19 protein-coding genes are annotated in these 23660 nt (G+C 48.1%); 9 read left to right on the forward strand and 10 right to left on the reverse strand.

All coding sequences use genetic code 11. The annotated features are described in order from the left end of the window. Positions 1-51: 51 nt before the first annotated feature. The 4 genes from dapD to LY387_RS03660 form a co-directional block, all read right to left on the reverse strand. A complete protein-coding gene (gene dapD, locus LY387_RS03645) occupies positions 52-1083 on the reverse strand; it encodes a 2,3,4,5-tetrahydropyridine-2,6-dicarboxylate N-succinyltransferase (protein WP_234495354.1) in 1032 nt (343 codons plus the stop codon). A gap of 211 nt (positions 1084-1294) precedes the next feature. Further along, positions 1295-1942 (reverse strand): MarC family protein, encoded by a 648-nt coding sequence (locus LY387_RS03650; protein ID WP_234495355.1) that lies wholly within the window; start codon positions 1940-1942, stop codon positions 1295-1297. A gap of 120 nt (positions 1943-2062) precedes the next feature. After that, entirely contained in the window at positions 2063-2362 is a 300-nt protein-coding gene (locus LY387_RS03655) for a YebG family protein (protein ID WP_042477541.1), read from the reverse strand. A gap of 106 nt (positions 2363-2468) precedes the next feature. After that, positions 2469-3377 carry a LysR family transcriptional regulator gene (locus tag LY387_RS03660; protein ID WP_234495356.1) on the reverse strand — a complete coding sequence of 303 codons (909 nt, stop codon included), beginning with the start codon at positions 3375-3377 and terminating at the stop codon, positions 2469-2471. A gap of 96 nt (positions 3378-3473) precedes the next feature. On the opposite strand from LY387_RS03660, the gene LY387_RS03665 reads away from it, so the two are divergent. From LY387_RS03665 to recD, 4 genes are all read left to right on the forward strand, one after another. After that, complete coding sequence (locus LY387_RS03665; protein WP_234495357.1) at positions 3474-4448, forward strand: TDT family transporter; 975 nt, start codon at positions 3474-3476, stop codon at positions 4446-4448. A gap of 89 nt (positions 4449-4537) precedes the next feature. Beyond that, the gene (gene recC / locus LY387_RS03670; protein ID WP_234495358.1) at positions 4538-8032 is read left to right on the forward strand and encodes an exodeoxyribonuclease V subunit gamma; all 3495 of its coding nucleotides are present in this window, start codon (positions 4538-4540) and stop codon (positions 8030-8032) included. A 212-nt stretch (positions 8033-8244) separates the two neighbouring features. Then, positions 8245-11913 (forward strand): exodeoxyribonuclease V subunit beta, encoded by a 3669-nt coding sequence (gene recB / locus LY387_RS03675; RefSeq protein WP_234495359.1) that lies wholly within the window; start codon positions 8245-8247, stop codon positions 11911-11913. After that, on the forward strand, positions 11913-14075 hold the full coding sequence (gene recD, locus LY387_RS03680; RefSeq protein WP_234495360.1) for an exodeoxyribonuclease V subunit alpha: 2163 nt from the start codon (positions 11913-11915) through the stop codon (positions 14073-14075). Before recB ends, recD begins: the two co-directional genes overlap by 1 nt. Before the next feature lie 53 nt (positions 14076-14128). Here recD and LY387_RS03685 read toward each other — a convergent pair whose 3' ends face one another. Together LY387_RS03685 and argA are read right to left on the reverse strand one after the other, a co-directional pair. After that, positions 14129-14308, reverse strand: a complete 180-nt coding sequence (locus LY387_RS03685; protein WP_128649996.1) for a hypothetical protein — start codon at positions 14306-14308, stop codon at positions 14129-14131. A 213-nt stretch (positions 14309-14521) separates the two neighbouring features. After that, on the reverse strand, positions 14522-15859 hold the full coding sequence (gene argA, locus LY387_RS03690; protein WP_042477546.1) for an amino-acid N-acetyltransferase: 1338 nt from the start codon (positions 15857-15859) through the stop codon (positions 14522-14524). A 145-nt stretch (positions 15860-16004) separates the two neighbouring features. Between argA and LY387_RS03695 the strand changes: the two genes are divergently transcribed. The 4 genes from LY387_RS03695 to csdE all read left to right on the forward strand — a co-directional run bounded on the left by LY387_RS03695 (position 16005) and on the right by csdE (position 18996). Beyond that, positions 16005-16460 carry a DUF2850 domain-containing protein gene (locus LY387_RS03695; protein WP_234495361.1) on the forward strand — a complete coding sequence of 152 codons (456 nt, stop codon included), beginning with the start codon at positions 16005-16007 and terminating at the stop codon, positions 16458-16460. A gap of 70 nt (positions 16461-16530) precedes the next feature. Next, positions 16531-17655, forward strand: coding sequence for a murein transglycosylase A (gene mltA, locus LY387_RS03700; protein ID WP_234495362.1), 1125 nt, complete (start codon positions 16531-16533; stop codon positions 17653-17655). Positions 17656-17745: 90 nt separating this feature from the next. Next, positions 17746-18558 carry a tRNA cyclic N6-threonylcarbamoyladenosine(37) synthase TcdA gene (gene tcdA / locus LY387_RS03705; RefSeq protein WP_128649994.1) on the forward strand — a complete coding sequence of 271 codons (813 nt, stop codon included), beginning with the start codon at positions 17746-17748 and terminating at the stop codon, positions 18556-18558. A 9-nt stretch (positions 18559-18567) separates the two neighbouring features. Then, complete coding sequence (gene csdE / locus LY387_RS03710) at positions 18568-18996, forward strand: cysteine desulfurase sulfur acceptor subunit CsdE (RefSeq protein WP_234495363.1); 429 nt, start codon at positions 18568-18570, stop codon at positions 18994-18996. A gap of 75 nt (positions 18997-19071) precedes the next feature. On the opposite strand, the gene csdA is transcribed toward csdE, so the two are convergent. From csdA to LY387_RS03730, 4 genes are all read right to left on the reverse strand, one after another. Beyond that, complete coding sequence (gene csdA, locus LY387_RS03715) at positions 19072-20271, reverse strand: cysteine desulfurase CsdA (RefSeq protein ID WP_234495364.1); 1200 nt, start codon at positions 20269-20271, stop codon at positions 19072-19074. Further along, on the reverse strand, positions 20264-20869 hold the full coding sequence (locus LY387_RS03720) for a DJ-1 family glyoxalase III (RefSeq protein ID WP_234495365.1): 606 nt from the start codon (positions 20867-20869) through the stop codon (positions 20264-20266). Before LY387_RS03720 ends, csdA begins: the two co-directional genes overlap by 8 nt. Continuing rightward, a complete protein-coding gene (gene panE / locus LY387_RS03725) occupies positions 20862-21755 on the reverse strand; it encodes a 2-dehydropantoate 2-reductase (protein WP_234495366.1) in 894 nt (297 codons plus the stop codon). The genes LY387_RS03720 and panE overlap by 8 nt, the downstream gene beginning before the upstream one ends. Positions 21756-21890: 135 nt before the next feature. Continuing rightward, positions 21891-22676 carry an outer membrane protein OmpK gene (locus tag LY387_RS03730; protein WP_234495367.1) on the reverse strand — a complete coding sequence of 262 codons (786 nt, stop codon included), beginning with the start codon at positions 22674-22676 and terminating at the stop codon, positions 21891-21893. Between the two features lie 302 nt (positions 22677-22978). On the opposite strand from LY387_RS03730, the gene LY387_RS03735 reads away from it, so the two are divergent. After that, on the forward strand, positions 22979-23575 hold the full coding sequence (locus LY387_RS03735; RefSeq protein ID WP_234495368.1) for an LON peptidase substrate-binding domain-containing protein: 597 nt from the start codon (positions 22979-22981) through the stop codon (positions 23573-23575). Positions 23576-23660 lie beyond the last annotated feature (85 nt).

Below are 23660 nucleotides of genomic sequence, written 5' to 3' on the forward strand. Positions count from 1 at the left end.
AAACCTCAGCGGTATTGGCTGAGGTTTTTTTGTTTTAATCAAGCTAGCTGATTAGTTGTTGCTGTGTAGCTCGCTGTTTAGCTCTACCGCTGTCTTGTTGGTTAGGCACTCAATCTGACCTGTTACCGAGTTACGACGGAACAGTAGGTCGGGCTTACCTGCAAGATCACGGGCTTTAACAATTTCAACTTCAGCGCCAGATGCGTCAAGCATACGAACCTTTGAACCAGCCGTTACATACAGACCAGATTCAACCGTACAACGGTCACCTAGAGGGAAGCCTAGACCTGCGTTCGCGCCTAACAGTGAGTTCTCACCGATAGATACGACCACTGTACCGCCACCAGATAGCGTACCCATGATAGAAGCACCACCACCGATGTCAGAGCCGTTACCGACAACAACACCAGCAGAAATACGGCCTTCAACCATGCTTACGCCCGTTGTCCCTGCGTTGAAGTTGATGAAGCCTTCATGCATAACGGTTGTGCCTTCGCCAACGTGAGCACCAAGACGTACACGAGAGGTATCAGCAATACGAACGCCTGTTGGTACCACGTAATCAACCATTTTAGGGAACTTATCGACACAATCGACCGTCAGCGTTTCGCCTGCAAGACGTGCTTCGATTTGACGCTCTGCCAGTTCAGGTAGGTCGATTGGACCTTGGCTAGTCCAAGCGATGTTGTGCAGTAGGCCAAAGATGCCATCCAGTACTGTGCCGTGAGGCTGAACTAGGCGGTTTGAGATAAGCTGCAGCTTAAGGAAGCCTTCGGCAACAGATTGTGGTTTCTCATCAGTTGCAAGAACGACAAGAACCAGTGGCTGTGAAGAGCTTGCCGCTTTTTCAGCAAATGCTGCATTTTCTGCATCACCGTTTGCTGAGAATGCACCCGCTAGAGCTGCACTTTGTGCTGGAGTAATTTCGATAGCTTGGTTGCCTTCCGCATAACCTGAAACCTCAGCAACAGCTGCGATTAGGGCGTCAGATGGGTTTAGACGTGGGTTTGGAAAGAACGCTTCGATGATTTTACCGTCGCGGTTTTTGGTTGCAGTACCAAAAGCAATTGAGAACGCTGCCATGACTCTATTTCTCCATGTATAGATTTGTCTTAAAGCCGCTGCGATTGGCTGCGACTTTAGGTAATTTGTTGGTAATCATCTTAAAGAGTGGTTTCGGCAGATGAAAGGGCAAAAGCGACAAAAGTCTGTAAAACGATACCCTTTGTCTTTTTAGCGATGTTTTTTCCTATTAAGAAATTGGGTGGACGCTATGCACTAACAATTAAACGCATTATGTCACTTTTCCCAAGATAGAAATCGCCTCATGAATGCCCTCAATGAGCATCTGTGTGCCAATCACAGCAAGAATGAGACCCATCATTTTGGTGATAACAGACAGCACACTAGGGCCGAGGGCTTTCACGAGTCGCTCGCCTGAAATAAATAGAAAATAGGTAATAGCACAAAGCACACCAAAGCTGATAATGGTGATAATTACCTCTGAGATACCGCCCGTTGTAGCGAAGTTCATGGCGGTGGCAATAGTGCCTGGCCCAGCTAAAATGGGCATAGCCAGTGGGGAGACAGCAATACTCAATGAGGCGTTTTGTTGAGCATCAGAAGTGGCGGCTTTTTTAGTGGAGTCATGATTGTTCGAGCCTTGCAACATGTTGAAGCCTATCAGGAACACTAGGATACCGCCGGTGATTCTCAACGCGTATAAGGTGATACCAAACAGGTCAAAGATAAGCTTCCCGCTGACGGCAAAAATCGTAATAAGTAAGAATGCCAGCGAGACTGAGCGTAGTGCGATTGCTTTGGTGGTGACTCGATCTTCGTCACCGGTAAGACCCAAGAAAATAGGCGTATTAGCGATAGGGTTCATGATAGCAAAAAAGCCCATAAACACGGTGACAATATGAATAATCAGCTCTTTCATATAATTGAAATTCCTAGAGTTGCTATGCAAAGCGAGACAGTTCAATCATAGGAGCTTAAAACAAAATAGCCAGTAAAAACCTTGCGGCTTACTGGCTATTTTTATATTTATCTTAGGTGCTTAAGCAGCGTCTTCTTCTTCGCTTGGCTCGTCGACAGCTTTAACCACTTTTGGCTTTTTTGGTGTCGGTTTGCGTTTCGCGCCTAATGCATACAGCACTTCTTCTTTACGCTGTGCAAGATACAAAGAAAGCTCTTCTTGCTTTTCTTCGTCTTCGATAAGGTTGCTTTCACCTAGCAGAGAAAACAGCTCATCCGCCATATCCAACATTTTGTCATAAGCGTCAGCTTCTGCTTTAGAGGTAAAAGTCATCTTTTCTTCTCCGTTGCGTTCCACCACGTACTTGACGATTACAGCCATGGTTAATCCTCTAGATAGTTCAATTTTGAAAAGTATAATACTGTCTGTTTATACAGATGCCAGATCCTATTGTCCAGTCGCGGGCGCAAAAGTGAGACCTGTTTGCCTAAATCCTATCCGAGTTGTTGTCGTCCCAACCTTGGCAGAAATCAATAAAACGTTTAAGGAGTGGGCTCTGGTACTTTTCTTTGTGAACCAATAGCCAAAAACGGCGCTTCATATCCAATGAAATTGGGACCTGATGAAGTCGTCCATCGTCGATAGCGGTTTGCGCGGCAAGTTTCGACAGACAAGCTAAGCCTAGGTTGGCGGACACGCTGTTGATAATGGCTTCAGTGGTGTTGAGCTCGAAGGCTTCATGCCAGACTTCGATCCTTGGTGCGACGGTGCGTAGGAAAAATTCGCGAGTACCTGAACCTGGTTCACGCAGAATCCAATCACTGTTCTCAAGGTCACTCAAAGTAACTTGTTGCTGCTGAGCAAGGGGGTGCTTTGGTGATGTCACGATGCACATTTCATCTTCACTGAACGGGCGGCTATCTAGCTCTGGGTGCAATGTTTTACCCTCAACCAGACCGATATCCAATTCATAATCGATAAGCTTCTGGCAAATCAGCGCAGTATTAGAGATGAACAGCTGCTGAGATTTGTGATGATGAGCTTCACGAAAGTCGCTCAAAAGGAATGGCGCCATTTGGTTGCCAACGGTATCACTGGCTCCAATTCGAAGTATGCCTCGATGACTTTGTTCATCGCTGTAAAGCGATTCAATATCGCGACTACGACATAAAAGTTCGTCGGCGAGAGGCAGAAGTTTCTGTCCTTCTTGATTGATAACTAAGCGATTGTTAACGCGGTCAAATAGGGCATGACCTATCTGTTTTTCTAGCTCACTCAAGGACATACTGACGGCTGCTTTCGACAGAAAAAGGGTCTCGGAGGCGGCGGTGAGAGTCTGGTGTTGAGTGACAGCCACAAATACTTTGAGCTGTTTTAGGGAGATATGTGGCTTCATGTTCAGTTTAACTTAACGTTCGCTTTGAATAATTAGATGTATATAAACATAAGCTAGGTTTACACTTAGCGCAACTGATTATTTGAGGTGATTAAAATGATTGCTACCGTAAGAAGAGCACACAACAAAGTGAAGGGCGCGCCTACGCCAATGGCAGGTCTCGCCCTTGGCATCGCAAGTTTAGGATGGTGTTGGGAGAATGCACTGCCATTCCACCATGTTGCTCAATGGACGGGGGCTGCAATTGCGACAGTGCTGTTAAGTATCCTTGCGTATAAGTACCTGTTTCACAATCACTTGCTACGTCAAGATCTTGCTCATCCAGTCGTAGGAAGCGTGGCACCAACGTTTGCGATGGGATCAATGGTGGTCTCTAACTCGGTTGGACAGTTCTTTCCAATTCTGGGTGATGGCATCTGGTTAGGTGCTGTGGGGCTGCACATTGTGTTCTTAGCAAGCTTTGTTTATCACAGAGCCCGTAACTTTGAGCTTCACCACATGGTACCAAGCTGGTTTGTTCCGCCTGTGGGTATTGTGGTCGCCGACGTATCTTTCTCGGGTAACCCAAGCCTTCAGTGGATCGCCGACGCAACACTTTACTTTGGCTTGATTACCTATGCTGTGATGCTACCAACAATGATTTATCGTCTGATCTTCACACATGAGATCCCAGACGCAGCGAAACCAACGGTTGCGATTATGGCAGCGCCAGCAAGTCTCTCTCTTGCCGGATACCTAACAGTGACCGCGCAGCCTTCACCGGTGATCATCGCTCTACTGTTTGGTATTGGTGTGTTGATGACAATGATTATCTACCTAGCGTTTTTAAAGTTGCTTCGTCTGCCATTTAGCCCAGGTTATGCCGCATTCACATTCCCTATTGTGATAAGTGCAACGGCACAATACAAATTGGCTGCGTGGATGGGGACGCAAGGAGCAGCTGCAGAGATGATTAACCAGGTGAGAACCATTGCGAACATCGAACTTGGTATCGCGACCGTCGTGGTAAGTTATGTTGCGCTTCGCTACCTTGGCGCATATTTACCCAAAGGGATAAGTAACCCAGCGTAAAGTAGTAAATAAGGCGTCTAAATGGACATGAATACACAGGGACTGTGTTAATCTTGTGGTAAGGCAAATAGCGAAAGGCGCGACGTCAGGTGTTCACCGTTTACCACTCAAATCAAATAGATGTGCTTAAGTCTTTATTGGTTCAGCTCATCAAGTTGGACCCACTTCAAAACCCATTTGAGAAAGAACAGATTCTGGTACAAAGCCCAGGCATGTCTCAGTGGCTTAAAATGGCGCTGGCACAAGAGTTTGGTATTGCTGCCAACATTGACTTCCCATTACCCGCGACTTTTATTTGGGATAGGTTTGTTCAAGTACTCGATGGTGTGCCGAAACGCAGCGCCTTCAATAAAGAGGCGATGACGTGGAAGATCATGCATCTGTTGCCAAAACATCTCGATGACCCAGATTTCGCACCGTTAGCCCAATATCTCAGTGATGATAGTGACGCCTCCAAGCGCTACCAGCTTGCTGAAAAAATTGCCGATATTTATGATGGTTATCTGGTGTATCGCCCAGAGTGGATTGCGACGTGGGAAGCAGGACAAAGTGTTGTTGAGCTAGAGGGCGAGCAGCCTTGGCAACCCAAACTTTGGCAAGCCCTCTATGACCACACGGTGGCACTCGAACAATCGCCTTATCATCGCGCTAATCTTTATGAACATTTCATTGATGAGCTAGAAAGCAATAAAGACGTTAAGACCCACGGCTTGAGCCAATTGCCCAAACGACTGTTTGTGTTCGGTATCTCTTCGCTGCCACCTCGTTACCTTGATGCGTTAAAAGCGTTAGGGGAACACATCGATGTTCACCTAATGTTTACTAACCCTTGTCGTTTCTATTGGGGAGAAGTTCGCGACCGAAAATACCTTGCTCGATTAGCCGCGGCGAAACGCAAGCAACTGAGCGACCTCGATAGCTTTGCCTCTAGCCAAGACTGGCAAGAGGGGGATTGGGCGTTTGCGCAGCAGCTCAAAGGTGACATCGAGGCGAACGTTGACGACGAGTTGCACCTGTCTGAGGTCGGCAATAGTTTGCTGGCATCGATGGGTAAGTTAGGTCGCGATAATTTATATCTATTGTCTCAGCTTGAATCGAATGAGATAGAGGCGTTTGTAGAAGTCGAGCGCAATACTCTACTGCAAAATATTCAAGCGGATATTCTTAACCTCGACGAGCATCAAGATGACACCTTGTTGTTGTCTTCTGAGCATAAACCCTGCATCGAAGCATCGGACAACTCGCTCTCTGTGCATGTCTGCCACAGCCCAATGCGTGAAGTGGAGGTTCTCCACGATAATCTGCTCGCGATGTTTGACCGTAACCCAGAGCTAAAACCGCGCGACATCATTGTGATGGTGGCGGATATTAACGCCTACAGTCCGGCTATCCAGGCGGTATTTGGTAATGCATCCGGTGAGCGTTATATTCCGTTTTCGATCTCTGACCGTACGGCGGATAAAGAAAGTCCGTTGCTGAATGCGTTCAATCAACTTTTGCAGTTGCCAGAGCTGCGCTGCACCAGCAGTGAAGTGTTGGAACTGCTTGAAGTGCCTGCCATTATGGCTCGTTTCGACATTAATGAGCATGAATTTTCAACCTTGCGCGCGTGGGTCGAAGAGGCTCAAATCCGTTGGGGGATCGATGCTCACACTGCCAGTGAGTTTGACCTGCCAGAATTTGGGCAAAACTCGTGGATGTTTGGTATCTCACGCATGCTAGCTGGCTATGCAATCAGCGAGCAAGCAGGACTCTTAATGGTGGGCGGTGAAGGTATTTCACCTTATGAGCAGACTCAAGGCATGCAGGCGGAAACTGCCGGCAAACTGGCGCAGTTCATTGACAAGTTGGCACACTATCGCAGCGCACTCACTCAAACTATGTCGATATCAAGCTGGCAGCAACACATTAATCAGCTGGTGGATGACTTTTTTGCCGTCGACATTGAAGGCGAGGTCGTCGTGAAGTCGATTCGCGATACCCTGTCCGGGCTCAGTGAGCAGCTTGCAGACGCCCGCTATGATGAGCCGCTATCGCCGAGGATTATTCGCCAGTATTTTCTAGATAAACTTTCGGGCTCTCGAGTCAGTCAACGATTCTTGGCGGGGCAGGTAAACTTCTGCACACTCATGCCAATGCGCTCGATTCCGTTTAACACGGTGTGCCTGTTAGGTATGAATGATGGCGTTTATCCGAGAAGTGTACCGCCAGAGAGTTTTGACTTAATGACGGGACGCACCAAGCCAGGTGACCGCTCCAGACGCGATGACGACCGATACCTCTTTTTAGAGGCGATGTTGTCCGCTCAGCAAACCCTATATATCAGCTATGTAGGACGCTCAATTCAAGACAATACCGAACGTGTTCCCTCTATTTTGGTCTCAGAGTTATTAGAATACTGCGAGCAAAACTATTGTTTGGTGGGTGATGAGGCGCTCGATGTGGATACATCAGGAGCAAAACTCACCGAATCACTTTGCTATGAATACCCTATGGTGCCCTTTAGTGCTGCACACTTTGATTACAAGTACGGTATTCAAAGCTACGCAGCGGAATGGCTGCCTTCGGCATGGCAAACCACACAAGTCGCGGCACAACAAACCAGTGCGCCATTCCATCTAGATCCTATTGATCGGGTTGAGGGTGAGAGAATCGAACTCGATCTCTCTGAGTTGCAGCGTTTTTGGCGCTTGCCCGTGCAGTATCTGTTCAACCGACGCCTACAGGTCAATTTTGATGAAAGCTTACTGGGTATCGAAGATGAAGAGCCGTTTGCATTAAATGGACTAGAGAGCTTTGGCTTACGCAAATCGCTGCTGGATGTCTTGATTGAGCCGGAAGATCAAGCGAACAAGCTGGCTCAATTCAAAGCGCAACAGAAAGCGCAGGGCTACCTTCCTGTGAACCAGTTCGGAGAGCTCGAGTTTGCCTCCAACGTGGCTCAGACCCAAGATCTTGCTGAGGCGATAGTTCCGTTAACATCCAATGAACTCGACGGCATCGAAATCGATATCTCAATTCCTTTGAAAAAAGTGTCAGTGACCCTACAAGGTTGGGTGACCAACTGCTATCAGAGTGGACTGGTGCGCTATCGAAGCGGAAGATTGCGCGCCAGTGACTACATGGCAGCCTGGATCGATCATCTGCTGGTCTCGGTCTCCGGTCATCAGACGCGTACCCACATGCTGGCATACGACAAAAAAGAGGGCGTGGTGCACCGCATCTACCCTGTTATGTCCGCAGATGAAGCGATGAACTATTTAACACAGTTAGTCAGCCTGTTTGTCGATGGCTTAGATAGCCCGTTGAGCTATTTCCCAGAAACCGCATTAGCAGGTATCGAAGCCAACTACAGTCGCGGTCAATGGAGCCCTAACGATGACAAAATGCTCAGCAAAATGCAGGCACGTTTTGTAGGGGGCTACATGCAGACAGGTGAAGGGGAAAACGCGTACATTTCTCGCGTATGGAGTGAGTGGAGCGATGCGCTAGCTAACGATGCCAAGCAGTTGGCACATTTGGTGTTAGAGGCGCCGAGAACAAAGAGTGTGAGTGCTGAGGAATATTACTCGCAGGGTACCTGACAAAGAGGGAGTGGCCGCCAGTCTTTATAATAGTGTGTAGGGAGAGTGCTGGGCGGCCGATGAGGGTCAGAGGGACCCGTATTTCTGCGAAGAATAGTAGGCGTAGCGGGTGATTAAATCCGTGAATAAGATCGCAACTTACATACTAATTAATTATATCTACTTGTTTTGAATTGGATTTTAAGCGTTGGATCACACAGTTGAGTTTGAACATGCAGCCAGAGAATAAAAAGCCAACAGCCCTAGACACCATGACCTTTCCTTTGCATGGTGCTCGTTTGATTGAAGCATCAGCGGGAACAGGCAAAACCTTCACCATAGCGGGTCTTTACTTGAGGCTGCTGCTTGGTCACGGTAATGATGGCAGTCAGCATCGTCAGTCACTCACGGTCGATGAGATTCTCGTGGTAACCTTTACTGAGGCGGCGACTGCTGAACTTCGTGATCGCATTCGTGCACGCATACATCAAGCACGTATTGCCTTTGCCCGTGGAGAAAGCAATGATCCTGTTATCCAGCCACTGCTGGAAGAGGTGACTGACCACAGATACGCCACAGAGACCTTGCTTCAAGCCGAGAGGCAAATGGATGAAGCCGCGGTGTATACGATTCACGGCTTTTGTCAGCGAATGTTGACGCAAAACGCCTTTGAGTCCGGAGCTCGATTCAATAATGAGTTTGTGACAGACGAAAGCCGTCTAAAAGCTCAAGTAGCTGCCGATTTTTGGCGAAGTCAGTTTTATCCATTGAACCTAGAGATGGCATCAGAGGTTCGCAAACTGTGGGCGACACCGAGTGCACTGCTTAGTGATATTAGCCGTTACTTAACTGGTCCTGCGATTACCATGCAGGGCGTTGAGGGCAGCGTCGATATTGCCGCTTTGCACCAAGCCAATCTAGACCGAATCAAGACGTTAAAAGCGAACTGGTTGGCAGTATCCGATGATGTCGTGCCTTGTATCTCGCAATCCGATGTGAATAAACGCAGCTACACCAAAAAATCGCTTCCTAGTTGGGTTGAAGGCATTACTTATTGGGCTCAGCAAGAGACTCTCGATTATGGTTTGCCAAGTGCATTAGAGAAGTTTTCTCAATCGGTACTGATTGAAAAGACACCGAAAGGTGAAGCGCCTTCGATGAGCGTTTTTTCCGAGATAGAAGCGTTCTTGGCCACGCCTCCTGAGCTAAAAACGCCTCTGTTGGCAATGGCGATTCATCAGTGCCGGACGCGTCTCGCGCTGGCGAAAGAGCAGAAACAAAGGTTGTCATTTGATGACCTACTGACTCAGCTTTCAGCCGCGCTGGATCTGGAGTCTGGTGACATGCTCGCTGAGAAAATTCGCACTCAATTTCCAGTTGCGATGATTGATGAGTTCCAAGATACCGACCCGCTTCAGTATCAGATTTTTAGCTCAGTCTATTTAAGCCATCCAGAGTGTGGTTGGTTTATGATCGGTGACCCAAAGCAGGCGATTTATGGCTTCCGTGGGGCGGATATTTTCACCTATATTCAAGCCAGAAATCAGGTGGTTGATCACTACACTTTAGGGACCAACTGGCGCTCCAGTGAGCGTATGGTTAATAGCGTTAATACGCTTTTTGATCGCGCGGATTCTCCGTTCCTTTATGACAGCGATATCCCATTTTATCCTGTGAATGCGAGTCCGAATGCGGGTGGTCGCCAATGGCAAAAAAGTGGCGAAGCGCAGCCAGCACTGCAGTTTTGGCTCCAAGAAGCGGAAGCGCCACTACCAAAAGGTGACTACCAGCAGCACATGGCTGCCGCAACAGCGCAACACATCAAAATGGTGCTTACCGAATCGCAAACCAGCGATGTGGTGTTGGCGGATGGCGATAAGCAGCATCCGGTCGAGGCGGGTGATATTGCCGTGCTGGTAAGAACCGGTAGCGAAGGGCAACTTATCAAACAAGCTCTGGCGGAGCGAGGCATTGCCAGCGTCTATTTATCCAATCGCGACAGTGTGTTTGGCAGCCCAGTTGCTGAAGATATGCTGCGCTTAATGCAGGCGATATGGTATCAAGACGATGAGCGCCTGTTAAAAGGGGCATTAGCATCTGAGCTATTTGCACTGCCCGCAAATGAGCTAGACGGCCTCAACAATGATGAAAACCTGTGGGAGCAGGTAGTTGGTGAATTTCGCGATTACCGACAGCTGTGGCAATTGAGGGGCGTATTGCCGATGCTGCGCTCAGTGCTGTTTAAGCGTGAGATGTCGAATCGATTATTAGCCACGGTAGGGGGCGAACGCCTACTGACCGACTATTTGCACCTCGGTGAGCTGCTGCAAGCGGCGCGACAAGATGTAGAGAGTGATACAGCCTTGCTGCGCTGGTTTGCTCAGTCTATTGAAGATGCCAAGCAAGGTCTTGGTGGGGGCGATGACCACATTCAGCGCCTCGAGTCAGAGCGAAATCTCGTTCAAATCATCACCATACATAAATCTAAAGGGTTGGAATACGACCTCGTCTATTTGCCGTTTGCTGTCAGTTATCGTGAGGCGATGGAGGCGAAGTACTATGATGAGCAGGCTAAGCAATCCATTCTCGATCTAAGAAAGTCAAAAGAGGCACTGGCTCAGGCAGACAAAGAGCGCTTAGCGGAAGACCTGCGACTCATCTATGTGGCCCTCACCCGCGCCGTTTACGCTTGCTTTATCGGTATCGCACCGCTTAGAAGTGGACGTTCAACCAAAGAGCCAACGGGCGTTCATCACAGTGCGCTGGGTTATCTGGTTCAAAATGGTCAAGAGCTCGGTGTCAGTGAGCTAGGCGCCATGCTTGCTGAGCTGGCGAACCAGTCCGGTGATATTGCGGTGACAGCGCCGCCAGAGCCTGATGACTCACGCTACCAAGCGCCTCAAGCTGAGCTTTCAGAGCTAAGCGCGAAAGAGCAAACGCAAGACATTGACCGCGATTGGCGTCTCACCAGTTACTCGGCCCTAGTGAAGCAAAGTAGCCACGGCAGTAGCGATGAAGTCTTTATAGAAGAGTCAGGCTTGGATATTGACTCTTCCGATGATGAGCAGCTTGACCCACTGCTAGAGCCAGAGAAAACCATCTTCCATTTCCCGAAGGGAGCGAGGCCCGGTACCTTCCTCCACACGGTGTTTGAAGAGATTGAGTTTACTGAACCTGCTGGCTCTGAAGGCAACTCGCAAATCATTGCTGAGCTACTTGAAAAAGAACAGTATGACCCTGAGTGGCTGGCTGTACTTACAGAGCTGGTGGATCAAGTGATGAACACGGCATTGGATGGCGATGCACTGTTTTTAAGAGATAAGGGCATTGATAAGCGCTTGGTTGAGATGGAGTTTTTGCTGCCCATTGATGTTTTGGATGCGCCATCCCTCAACCGAGTCATCCAAAGGCATGATAGCCTGTCAGCAAGAGCTCATGAGCTTGGCTTCTACACCGTAAAAGGCATGCTTAAAGGCTTTATCGATTTGGTGTTTGAGCATCAAGGTAAGTACTTTGTACTCGATTGGAAGTCGAACTATCTGGGCGATGATGTGAGCTGTTATCAACGCTCCCAGCTTGAGCATGCCATGGTCGACCATCGCTACGACTTACAGTATCAAATTTATGCTTTAGCTCTGCATCGCTTTTTGAAAACACGTATTCCAAATTATGACTACGACACGCATGTAGGCGGGGTTTACTATCTGTTCTTGCGAGGTATCGAGCCTAATTCGGATTCGGGGATATTCAGTGCTCGCCCAACAAAAGCCATGATTGAGGCGTTAGATGGTTTGTTTTTCGGAGCGCAACCTTCTCACAATCAAGGTATGGAAAGCGCAGAGAGTAATGAAACTGACGCTACTACCGATGGAGAAAATCAACAAATGGGGCTTGGATTTTGATGACGACTAGCCGGACGTTCGCACAGTGGATCGAGGATTTAGTGGCGAAGAAGTGCCTTAGACCACTCGATTATCAATTTGCAAAGTTTGTTGCCTCGATAGAGACCCAATACCCTGATGAAGTGATGTGGTTGGCGGCATTGGTAAGTGCTCAACTAGGTCAGGGGCACATATGTGTCAACTTAGACAGTGACCTCACAGAGCAGGCGTTGATGCCTTCACCGGATTTGATAGGTCTCTACGGCGCGGCAGCAGTCCCTCTAGAGGATAAAGTTGCCAAGGTTGATTGGTCGCTAGTCATTGATAAGGCATCAACCATTAGCCAGCTTGAGGCAGAGAATGCACAGTTGGCGACAGTGACGCCTTTAGTTTGGCAGCATCATCGTCTCTATTTGCAGCGCTATTTTACGTACGAACAGACCATTGCCGAGCGTTTGCTTGCCATGGCCACGCCTATTGAGCTTTCAACTTCGCAGATTCAATCTGCGGCGACCATGCTTGACCAGCTATTCGCGCGCGAGTATCACTACCTCTATTCTGCGCTAGTCAATCAATCGAAAGGGTCGAGTAATCAGGTCTCGCGCCAGCAGATCGTTTGTGACTTTCTCGATGTGATAGACGAGCAAGCCATAGATTGGGAGCGAGTAGAAAGTACTCTAAGTGCTGCGCGCTCAGCATCCGACTTACAGCCTCTAGACAGCGTGATACCTCTAACCGCTTGCCTCAACTGGCAGAAAGTGGCCGCTGCGGTGGCACTGACTAGGCGTTTTGCGGTGATTTCTGGTGGGCCTGGAACGGGCAAAACCACCACTGTCACCAAATTGCTCGCCGCTATGGTCAATCAGGCGAATCAACAGGGAGAGTCGCCGACGATTAAGCTGGTAGCGCCAACGGGTAAGGCAGCCGCGCGATTGACGGAGTCTATTGGTAAGGCCGTTGACTCATTGGCATTAGACCCTGAGCTTAAGGCGAGTATTCCGACCGAATCGAGTACACTGCATCGTTTATTAGGCGCTATTACTGGACGAGTTGAATTTAGGCACAATCAATCCAATCCATTGCATTTGGATGTGTTGGTGCTTGATGAAGCCTCCATGGTCGATCTGCCGATGATGCATCGACTGTTGGATGCACTGCCGTCTCATGCGCGGCTGATATTGCTAGGTGACAAAGATCAGCTCGCGTCAGTAGAGGCTGGGGCCGTGTTGTCTGATATCTGTGATTTTTCATCGCATGGCTACAGTGCAAAACAGAACGATCGTATCCGTGCGCTTACTCAGTTTGACTGTCAACGTGGCGAGGTGGCAAAAACGTCGGTTTCGCCATTGGCAGATAGCTTATGTGTGCTGCAAAAAAGCTATCGTTTCGATGCGCGCTCTGGCATCGGACAACTTGCTAAGCAGGTGAACGCTGCGAGCAGCAGAGGCTTTGAGCAAGTTTGGCAAAAAGGGTTCGATGATATTGAGTGGATGGCGCTAAGTGGAGATAGTTATCAAAAGCTCATCGATCGTTTGGTGCGCGCCTATCAGCCCTACTTGACGGATGCGAGAAATGCTTCGCCCGCGAGTGAGTCGTTAGCGAGTCACGAGGCGTTAGTGAATTGGCAACAGTCGTTAGCTCGTTCGGTTTTGAATGCCTTTGCAAAAGCTAGATTGCTCTGCGCGGTTCGTGATGGTGATTTTGGGGTGACAGGACTAAACCAGCGCACGGAATCTCGCTTGAAACAGCGCGGATTGATCCCCCGTGGTGAGGAGCTTTGGTATATTGGCCGACCACTAATGGTGACAAAAAACGACCATGGTCTTGGGCTCTATAACGGTGATATTGGTATTTGTTTATGGGACTTTAGTGCTGATACACCAAGGCTTAAAGTGTTCTTTGAACTGCCTGATGGAAGCATCAAGTCAGTACTGCCAAGCCGAATGCCAGAGCACGAAACGGCATACGCAATGACCATCCATAAGTCTCAGGGCAGTGAATTTGCTCATACCTTTATGATTTTGCCAGCTGATTTTAGTCCGTTGTTGACCAAAGAGCTGATCTATACCGGTATTACGAGGGCGAAATCGCGTTTTAGCTTAGTCGCAGATGGCAAAGTCGTCGGTAAAGGTATTCGTCACAAGACATTAAGGCACAGTGGGTTAGCGCTGAGGTTGAGGTAGTTTGGTAAGGCGAGAAACAATGCCTACCTTCCATGGTAGTGCACTCTCGACGTCTAGTTAAAGACTTCGGAATAGGTGATGTGGTTGATCCGATACTGCTCTTGGTAAACCTTCATTAGTGATTTGACCTTTTCGGATACGGGGAAGACACAATGGACATTGTGTCCTTCTAGGAAGTGGTTTTCTGCCATGTCCCAGAAGCTTTGAATAGAATTGCAAATAACTGTTCGCATAGATGTCACTCTTAGAGTTTTGGTGTTCACCTAGCAATCCTTGCACTGCCCGCCAGCTTGTTGCTTTTTGGGAGTCCTGTCACACTTACTGCTGTAACTTGGGCGAATTTTAGACAGTTATTGGCGAGTTGTAAAACAATTTGTGCCAATTAATGACAGCAATCGATTTCATACAACCAATAGTCGTCATCAATGGAATCTGAGCGCAATTTACTACACGGTAACTGAAAGGATTTTCGAGCGACGCTGCAAATTGTATAAGTCCTGTTTCGCCATCGGCAGCGACTCCACGCCCACCTCAAAGAAGCCTTGTTCCCTAAACCAGTGCAAGCTATGAGTGGTGAGCACGAAGATATGCTCTATCCCCTTCATTTTTGACTGCTGCTTCATATGGTTAAGTAATAATACGCCTCGGTTACCATCACGATAGTCGGGGTGAATGGCAACGCAGGCCATCTCTGCCATTTTCTCTTGCAGATAAGGGTAGAGGGCGGCGCAGCCAATCACTAAGCCATCTTTTTCTATGATGGTGAATTGGTGTATCTCTTGCTCGAGTTGTTCTCTAGAGCGGCGGACCAGTATCCCTTTTTCCTCGAGCGGCCTAATGAGTTCAAAGATGCCGCCGATATCATCAATATCGGCTTGTCTGACTTGCTCAGCGCTCGCCATGACGATTTGAGTACCGATACCATCGATAGAGAAGAGTTCTTGGATAAGGGCTCCGTCAATTTTGTAACTGATCAGGTGGCAACGTGGAATACCCGCTCGGCACGCAGACTGCGCACCGCGCAGAAAGCGCAGCGTACCACTGCTTTGACCTTCGTCAGCAAGTTCATTGGCTTCAAATTTCTCAATAAGCTCATTGACTTCGCTTGGAAACAGCTCAGCAATGGCATTGCCTGCTTCATCAAGTACACCTTGCTCAGAGCAAAAGCCAATCAGTTTATCAGCATTTAATTTGATCGCGACTTGGGTCGCCACTTCTTCAGAGAGAAGGTTAAAGGTTTCTCCGGTCACGGAGCCAGCCACAGGCCCTAGCAGCACGATAGAGCCCTGGTCGAGAACTTGGTTAATGCCTTGAATATCGATACGGCGAACACGACCGCTGTGGCAATAGTCGATGCCATCATCGACGCCCAGCGGTTGAGCAATAACGAAGTTGCCGCTGACCACGTTAAGTTGATTGCCCGCCATTGGGGTGTTATTGAGGCTCATAGAGAGGCGTGCGGTGATATCAAGTTGAAGACGTCCCGTGGCCTGCATAACGTAGTCGAGACACTTCTCCGTCGTGACTCGAATCCCTTTGTGATAAGGGCAATGGCAATCGTTGTTCTCGAGTAGTTGATTAATTTGAGGGCGAGCGCCGTGTACCAATATCAGTTTGACACCAAGGCTGTGCAGCAATGCAATATCGCTCACAATATTCGTGAAGTTTTTGTCAGTGAATGCTTCACCGCCCAGCATTATAACCATGGTTTTGTTGCGGTGTGCATTAACGTATGGAGTGGACTGCCGAAATCCTTTTACTAAGGCGGTACTACGGATCTTCACAATAATTACTCTTAGATTATTTATGTTGAAATAATGACTTTTTATTCAAGGACGTGCAAGGAAAATTTTGATTAAGCGTTGAGATGAGGTTGCTCATGCAAACCATAGGTGACAATATGAGTAAGGAAGCACAAGAAGGCAGATTATGAGTGACGGCAAAGAGAGTAGTATTGTCAGCGGCGTGAACGTGAATGTCGCTCAAAAGAGCGCAGTCAAACCCAATAAATGGCTGGAGCGAACATTAATCTTGCTCGCGCTGGTGGGGACTTTTGCAGTGGTTGGCCTGTATCAGGATCTATTTGGTCGCGTTCATCAACAGATTAACCCTAAAGCGGCGGTGTATGGTTTGTGGCAGGAGAAAGATGTCGCTCCGTTTGCCAGGGAGTCGTTTGAGCTCCGAGAAAATCGGGTGGTGATCAACAACAGAGTTGTGGCAACGTCATTTGAGGTGTCTTCATCAGAGCTTTGGTTTAACGTTGGCGTCACTGAATATCGTTATCAGTTTCTCGATAGAAACAAGACAGAAATTCGCCAACTGTCACCAGCGCACTACAAGCCCACGTTTGTTTTGTCAGGAAAACACAAAAAAGACCTGAGATAACCCTCGGTTTTATTGCGATTTATTATAGAGTTTGCCATTCTGAAAGCACGATACATAAGGAATGACTAACTTGATCAAACGTATTTTGCCTCTAGCTTCCGTTTTACTGGTTTTTGGTTGTGCGCAAACAGAACGAGCGCAGCAATATCAGGACGGAGAGTTCACTAGCCTTCTCAATAAAACCGAGCAGATTGAATCCAACAAGCCTCGTAATTTTCAAACCTTTGCTGCGCAAGCCGATGAGGTGGTCAAAGCCTCTCCTTCGATGGCGGAAACCTATCAGCCACTCTATGAACAGCTTGAAGCCTGGGCGGTTCAAAGCGGCGATCCCAAGCAACTTGCTAACTATGGTGTACAAGCTGCTCAATTAGGCGGTGGAGATAATAAAGGCAATGTGCTGTTTACCGGTTATTTTTCACCGGTTATGGAGCTTAGACACAAACCTGATGAAACCTTCAAGTACCCAGTTTATTCACTTCCAGATTGCCAACAAGAGTGTCCAACGCGCGCTGAAATCTATGGTGGTGCGCTCAATGGTCAAGGGTTAGAACTTGGCTATGCAGACAATCTTATCGACCCATTCATCATGGAGGTGCAAGGCAGTGGCTTTGTACACTTTGGTGATGACGACACGCTGGAGTATTTCGCTTACGCAGGTAAGAACAACAAAGCGTATGTGAGCATTGGTCGAGTGCTTATCGAACGTGGAGAAGTGCCAAGAGAGCAGATGTCACTCAAAGCGATCAAAGATTGGGTGATGAAGCAAGATGAAAAAACGGTACAAGCACTACTCGAGGAAAACTCGTCGTTTGTATTCTTTAAGTCATTAGACGCTGCTCCAGTGCGCGGCACTGCAGGCATTCCTTTATTGCCGATGGCGTCGGTCGCGGGCGATCGCTCTGCGTTTCCAATGGGGACGCCAATCCTAGCTGAGGTTCCTTTGTTAAATGCAGATGGAACATGGAGCGGTGCACATGAGCTGAGATTGCTGATTGTTCTCGATACCGGTGGTGCCGTTAAAGGCAATCACTTTGACCTTTACCACGGCATAGGCGATTTTGCTGGCACTCAGGCGGGGCACTACAAACACTTTGGCAGAGTATGGAAGTTAGGGCTTGAGAACTCGGCAACGGAAAATCCTTGGGGCGATTCAGAAGAAACCCAATCCCCTCAGGCTGACCCTGCGACGAATTAGCGTCTGGAGTCTCTGCCGTAGTTGATCTTTTCTAAAAGAGTGCGTATAAATCGCACTCTTCTTTTTTACTCGGAAAATGCAAGGTAACCCATGCGCGAACTGAACCAACCAGCCTCTGACAGCTATAACCAACGCTTTGGTGGCACTCGTCGACTTTATGGTCACAGCGAGGTCGATATCTTACGAGCGGCACATGTCTGTGTTGTCGGTATTGGTGGGGTTGGATCGTGGGCGGTAGAAGCATTGGCGCGTACGGGGATTGGAGAGCTAACACTCATCGATATGGATGACGTCTGTGTCACCAATATTAACCGTCAGATCCATGCGATGTCGGGTACGGTGGGCCAAAGCAAGATTGAAGTGATGGCTGAGCGAGTCAAACTTATCAATCCTGAGTGCAAAGTGAATCTGGTCGATGACTTTATCACGCCGGATAACGTTGCTGAGTATATCTCTAAAGATTTCGACTATGTGTTGGATGCGATTGACAGCATCAAACCCAAGGCGGCTTTGCTGGCGTATTGCCGCAGCAATAAGATCAAGGTGATCACTACTGGTGGTGCGGGTGGACAGGTTGATCCGACTCAGATCATGGTCGCGGATTTAACCAAGACGATTCAAGACCCATTAGCGAAAAAGCTCAAAGATACCTTGCGACGTCATCATAACTTCAGCAAGAACCCCGCTCGAAAGTTTGGCATTGATTGCGTATTTTCAACAGAGCAGCTGAAATACCCACAAGCGGATGGCAGCGTGTGTGGTGTGAAATCAACCGCTGAAGGACCCAAGCGTATGGATTGTGCGAGTGGATTCGGCGCGGCTACCGTGGTGACAGCGACCTTTGGTTTTGTCGCGGTGTCTCGCATCGTAGAAAAAATTCTTCAAAAATACGCAGCGAAGTAAGGACTGATTATGGCAAGCAATCCGTTTGGTACTGATATTCACGCTGAAGATGTTGTTGCTGTAATGGCAGAGCTGAAAGGTTGGGAAGATCGCTATCGTCAGGTTATCCAGTGGGGTAAGAAGCTTCCTGTCATGGAAGAGGCTTTAAAGCAAGAAAAGGTGCTGGTATCGGGGTGTGAAAGCTCAGTATGGTTGGTGCTTAACTGTGACAATGGACACTGGGACATTCAAGCTGACTCTGATGCACGTATCGTTCGTGGTTTGATTGCGATTGTTCTTGCCGCGTTTAATGGTAAAACGTCACAGCAAATCGCTGAATTTGATTTGCCACACTACTTCGAGCAACTAAATCTTATTAATCACCTCAGCCCATCTCGAGGCAATGGTCTGCAAGCCATCGTGGCAACCATTCGCGAGCGAGCAATGAGCGAACTCTAGCGCTTACAATACCAATAAAAAAACGGTGAACGCCTCGGGTGCTCACCGTTTTTTGTATTCCGTTAAATGATACGTCTAGAGCATATCGACGGCTTTCTTTACTGCTGCGACAAATCTCTCAACGTCTTCCACCGAGTTGTAGATAGCAAAAGAGGCGCGAACGGTACCTTTTACCCCAAGCGCATCCATCAACGGGTGAGCACAGTGGTGACCTGCGCGCACGGCAATGTTTTGTTGATCCAGCAGCGTCGCCAAATCTTGATGATGAACACCATCCATGACAAAGGTGATGACGCTTGCTCCGGGTTGAAAACCGATGATCTCTATGTCGTCGAGTTGACTTAAGCCATCGAAAGCGAGCTGTTGAAGCTGATGAATATGCTGCTCGAGTTCACTATAAGGATATTGATCAAGCCATTCTATCGAACAAGCAAGCGCTAGTGCTCCGGCAACATTTGGCGTGCCGGCCTCAAACTTCCCTGGAAGCTGACTGAATGTTGTGCCTTCAAACGAGACTTTTTCAACCATCTTACCGCCGCCATGCCAGGGCGGCATCGCTTCGAGGATGGCGAGTTTTCCGTAAAGGACGCCAATACCCGCAGGTGCGTAGAGCTTGTGTCCAGAGAAAACGTAAAAATCCGCATCGAGATCTTGAACATCTGTTGGCTGGTGGACGATGCCTTGAGCGCCATCGACGATCACAATCGCCTGACACTTGGCACGAGTCATGGCGACGATATCTTTGATTGGCAGGGCAGTACCGGTTACGTTGGTCACCTGTGCGACAGCGACAATTTTGGTATTGCTATTAATCAGTGAGTCAAATGCTGTTAAGTCAAACTGGCACTGCTCGCCGATAGGCACTTTTACTACTTTCGCACCTGTCTGCTCAGCCACAATCTGCCAAGGGACGATGTTCGCGTGATGCTCCATTTCAGACACCAGAATCTCATCACCCGGCTTGAGTGTGCTGCGCGCATACGTTTGAGCGATGAGGTTCAGGGCTTCGGTTGCGCCACGCGTCCAGATGATCTCTTTAGCACTGTCAGCGTTGATAAAGCGAGCAACTGCCTCGCGAGCATTCTCAAATCGTGTTGTCGCCATCGCTGTTAGTGAGTGAGAGCCTCGATGGACATTGGCATTTTGATTGCGATAGTAGTCAGTGATGCAATCAATGACGACTTGTGGCTTTTGAGTGGTGGCTGCGCTATCTAGATAGACAGTTTCTCCGTCGATAGCCGGAAACTGAGCGCGGATAGACTGCATATCAAGCATCGCTTTTTCCCATCTTGTGGTAATGCAGGGTTGGGTTAGTCACCATAGGCTCAGCCACTTCCCAGGCTTTTTCTTTGCCGCAAAGGGCGATAATGATTTCGACGGCGAACTCAAGTGCCGTACCCGGACCCTGACTGGTAATCAGGTTGTGGTTGATGTCCATGGTGACGCGCTTGTCACGCCAACGGTTTTCAGGGACATGGGATTTGAAACTTGGGTGGCAAGTCATCAAGGCATCTGGGTAAAGCTTATGGTGCTGCAGAACAAGAGCAGGCGCGGCGCAAATAGCTGCCATGAGTTTTCCATCGTACTTGTGCTGGCGAACCATCTCGACTAGTAGTGTGCTGTCACGAAACACTTCAGAACCGCCGACGCCACCGGGCAATGCGATAACATCGAACTCATCGTCGGCCACATCAACTAATTTACAGTCAGCGGTTAGGGTTACTCCTCGAGAGGCTTTCATCGTTAATGCGCCATCAAAGTCGGCGCTAGCTACGGTAACCTCAAAACCAGCGCGCACCATAATATCGATAATGGTAATGGCTTCCATTTCTTCTGTGCCTGGGGCGATAGGGACAAGTACCTTTTTAGTCATGATGACTCCAGCTCGCTTCTATTTGCTTAATTTTTTGATACAGAGATAAGTTATTCGGTACATCGATTTTGTTTTTTGCAGCAATATTGACCACATAACCGTTGATAAAATCGATTTCACTTTGTCTTTTATTATAAATGTCTTGGTGCATAGACGAGTAGTTTTGTGCCGTAGATTGTGCCACATTCACAACGGTGTCGAGCATCGTAGATGCCTCTAACTTGACCCCATCAAAGTTCGCGCAAAAAACGGCTTCATCAACGATACCAGTTAGCTGTGCTCGGTACTCTTCGTTCGTTAGTTGACCATTGCGACAGTCAAGTATTGCGGTCAATGGATTGATGGCACAGTTGATGACCAGTTTAGTCCATAGCGCTTGCTGGATATTGCTATGCCAATGCGTTGGTGAAAAAGCATGGTCAAAGACCTCAGCGACAAACTGGCACTGCTGACCTTTTTGGTTCCAAGCGCCAATGAGTGTTTGCCCGTTTCCTGTGTGGTGAACGGCATTGGTATTCACCTTGAGAGCACCGTGTGTGCTGGTACCCAGTAGTACAGGTCGCTCGGTCAGTTCATCTGCAAGCGTATCGACCGTGCCCATTCCATTGTGCAAAAACAGGATAATAGCGTCATTATCGAGATGAGTCAGCAACGGCAGAAGCGCGCTTTGTACCTGCCAGGCCTTTAAGGTAACAATCAAAAGATCACAGTGTTTTAGATCTTCAAGGCTCTGATTATTGAATGCTATGTTTTCCCCATCACCGAGAGTTATTTCGATTTTTTGAGACGGTGTGCGTCCCCACAGAGAAACAGCATGGCCAGCGAGATGAAGTTTGTAAGCGTACAAGGAACCAACGGCACCAGGACCTAGAATGGTAATGTTCACAATTATCTACGAGTAATGAGTGAAGCGAGAAGGATAGCAAACTTAGCTAGGTTGGTCGAAAGCTTAGTACGTGATTTTTAGGTACAAAAAATGGCGCCTGAGCGCCATTTTTTCGAACATCTAATACGAAGAGAATTAGAAGTTGTACTGTAGACGGTAGATGATAGCGTCACCGTAGTGTTGTTGGTTGCTACCTGATGAACCGTATACACCAAGTTTGTTGTTGAAGTAACGGTATTGAATAGCAGCAGTTAGGTGCTCAGTTGCGTGCCAGTTGAATAGCAATGCACCGTTAAGACCGTTTTTACCGCCTTGGTTTTGAGCGTACTCGTCATTGCGGTCGAACTCGATCTCGTTCCAGTTAACGAATGAGAAGTTTTGACCACCTAGATTGAACGCGTAGCGCGCTGTCCAACCAGCCATGTAACCGTTGTTACCGTTCACATTCTGGTTTGGAGAGAATGAATCCCAAGAAGTGATGTCATGAACACCAACCCATGGCTTGAAGAACCAGTTGTCACCTGAAAGCGCAGTGTAGCCAAGACCTAGAACGCGGTTAGTTTCGCTCTGGAATGGGTTGTCGTGGTGGTAAACCTGGCCGTATAGAGAAACGCCAGTGTCACCAAGATAAACGTGAGCAGAACCTTTAAAAGAGTTCTTCTGCTCAGAAGAGTTTTTCTCTACGCTCTCACGATCGTAAAAACCGTATAGCTCACCCCAAGTGAAACCTGCACCACCTTCGATACCTAGAACGAATTGGTTACGACCTTTACCGTCTTGGCCATCTTGGATAGCGTTAGGACCGTGGTTCCAGCTCTGGTGATCAAGATAAACACCACCAAAACCGTATAGATATTCTGCTGAAGCTGGCACTGCAGATACTGCTGCAACAACGCCAAGAGCTAAAAGTGATTTGCGCATAGTGAGAACTACTCTTCAAGTTGTACTGTAAATTGATCGCTTTCCGTGCGAATTCATCCGATGGGTGGGCATGATAGCGATTTGTGTCGCAAAGTAAATGTGCAACATCGCAAACGTTTACTAAAGTTTGTGATAGATATCACAAATAAAGAAGGTTCAAGGGAACTTCTATAAAACGTACACAAAACAGTCAATTTTGTGTTGTGAATGGTTAACAACTGATCTATCTAGTTAACAAAGTCCTGCTGATCGGTTTGTTTTTGATGGGCGTAGAAGCATCTGTAGTTAAAAAGGGAATGAAAATGAAACAGATAATGCTTTTTCCACTGCGTTCGGTGGTGCTGCCAGAAGGGAAGATGCGTTTGAGGATATTTGAACCACGCTATAAACGCATGGTGACTGAATGTCTGAAACGAGAATCAGGATTCGGTGTCTGTCTAATTAGTAGCGATGCAGGTGCGGTGCCTAAAAATGTTTCTGCGGTGGGAACGTTTGTAAGTATCGTTGATTTCGAGACATTGGATGACGGCATGTTGGGCATAACCGTGTCTGGCATCAAGAAGTTTCGAGTAAAGCACGTTGAAGCCGATGACGATGGGTTAAGGCAAGCGACCGTAGATTGGTTAGAAGGTTGGGAGACGGCAGAGCTCAGTGATGAAAATCAGTTCCTCGGGGAGCGTTTGCAAGATGTCTACAAGAAATTCCCGCAGATCGGTGAGTTATACCTGCACCGCTTTTTCGACGATGCGGCCTGGGTAAGCCAGCGCTGGCTAGAGGTGTTACCCTTAGATTGTAACCACTTTGAGCACTTAGTGACGCAACCCGATTGCTCTGTGGCGGTCGATTTTTTGGCTCAGGCGTTCAAAGCCGGCGACATTGAAGAAGAAACGCGACATTAAGCGTAACTCGCGGTGATCGCTAACAAAGTTTATGGCGTAAAATGTAAGGTTATGGAGCAATACGGCATTTCAATCCAAGGGACAT

The sequence above is a fragment of the Vibrio maritimus genome, from assembly GCF_021441885.1.
Taxonomy (GTDB): Bacteria; Pseudomonadota; Gammaproteobacteria; order Enterobacterales; family Vibrionaceae; genus Vibrio; species Vibrio maritimus_B.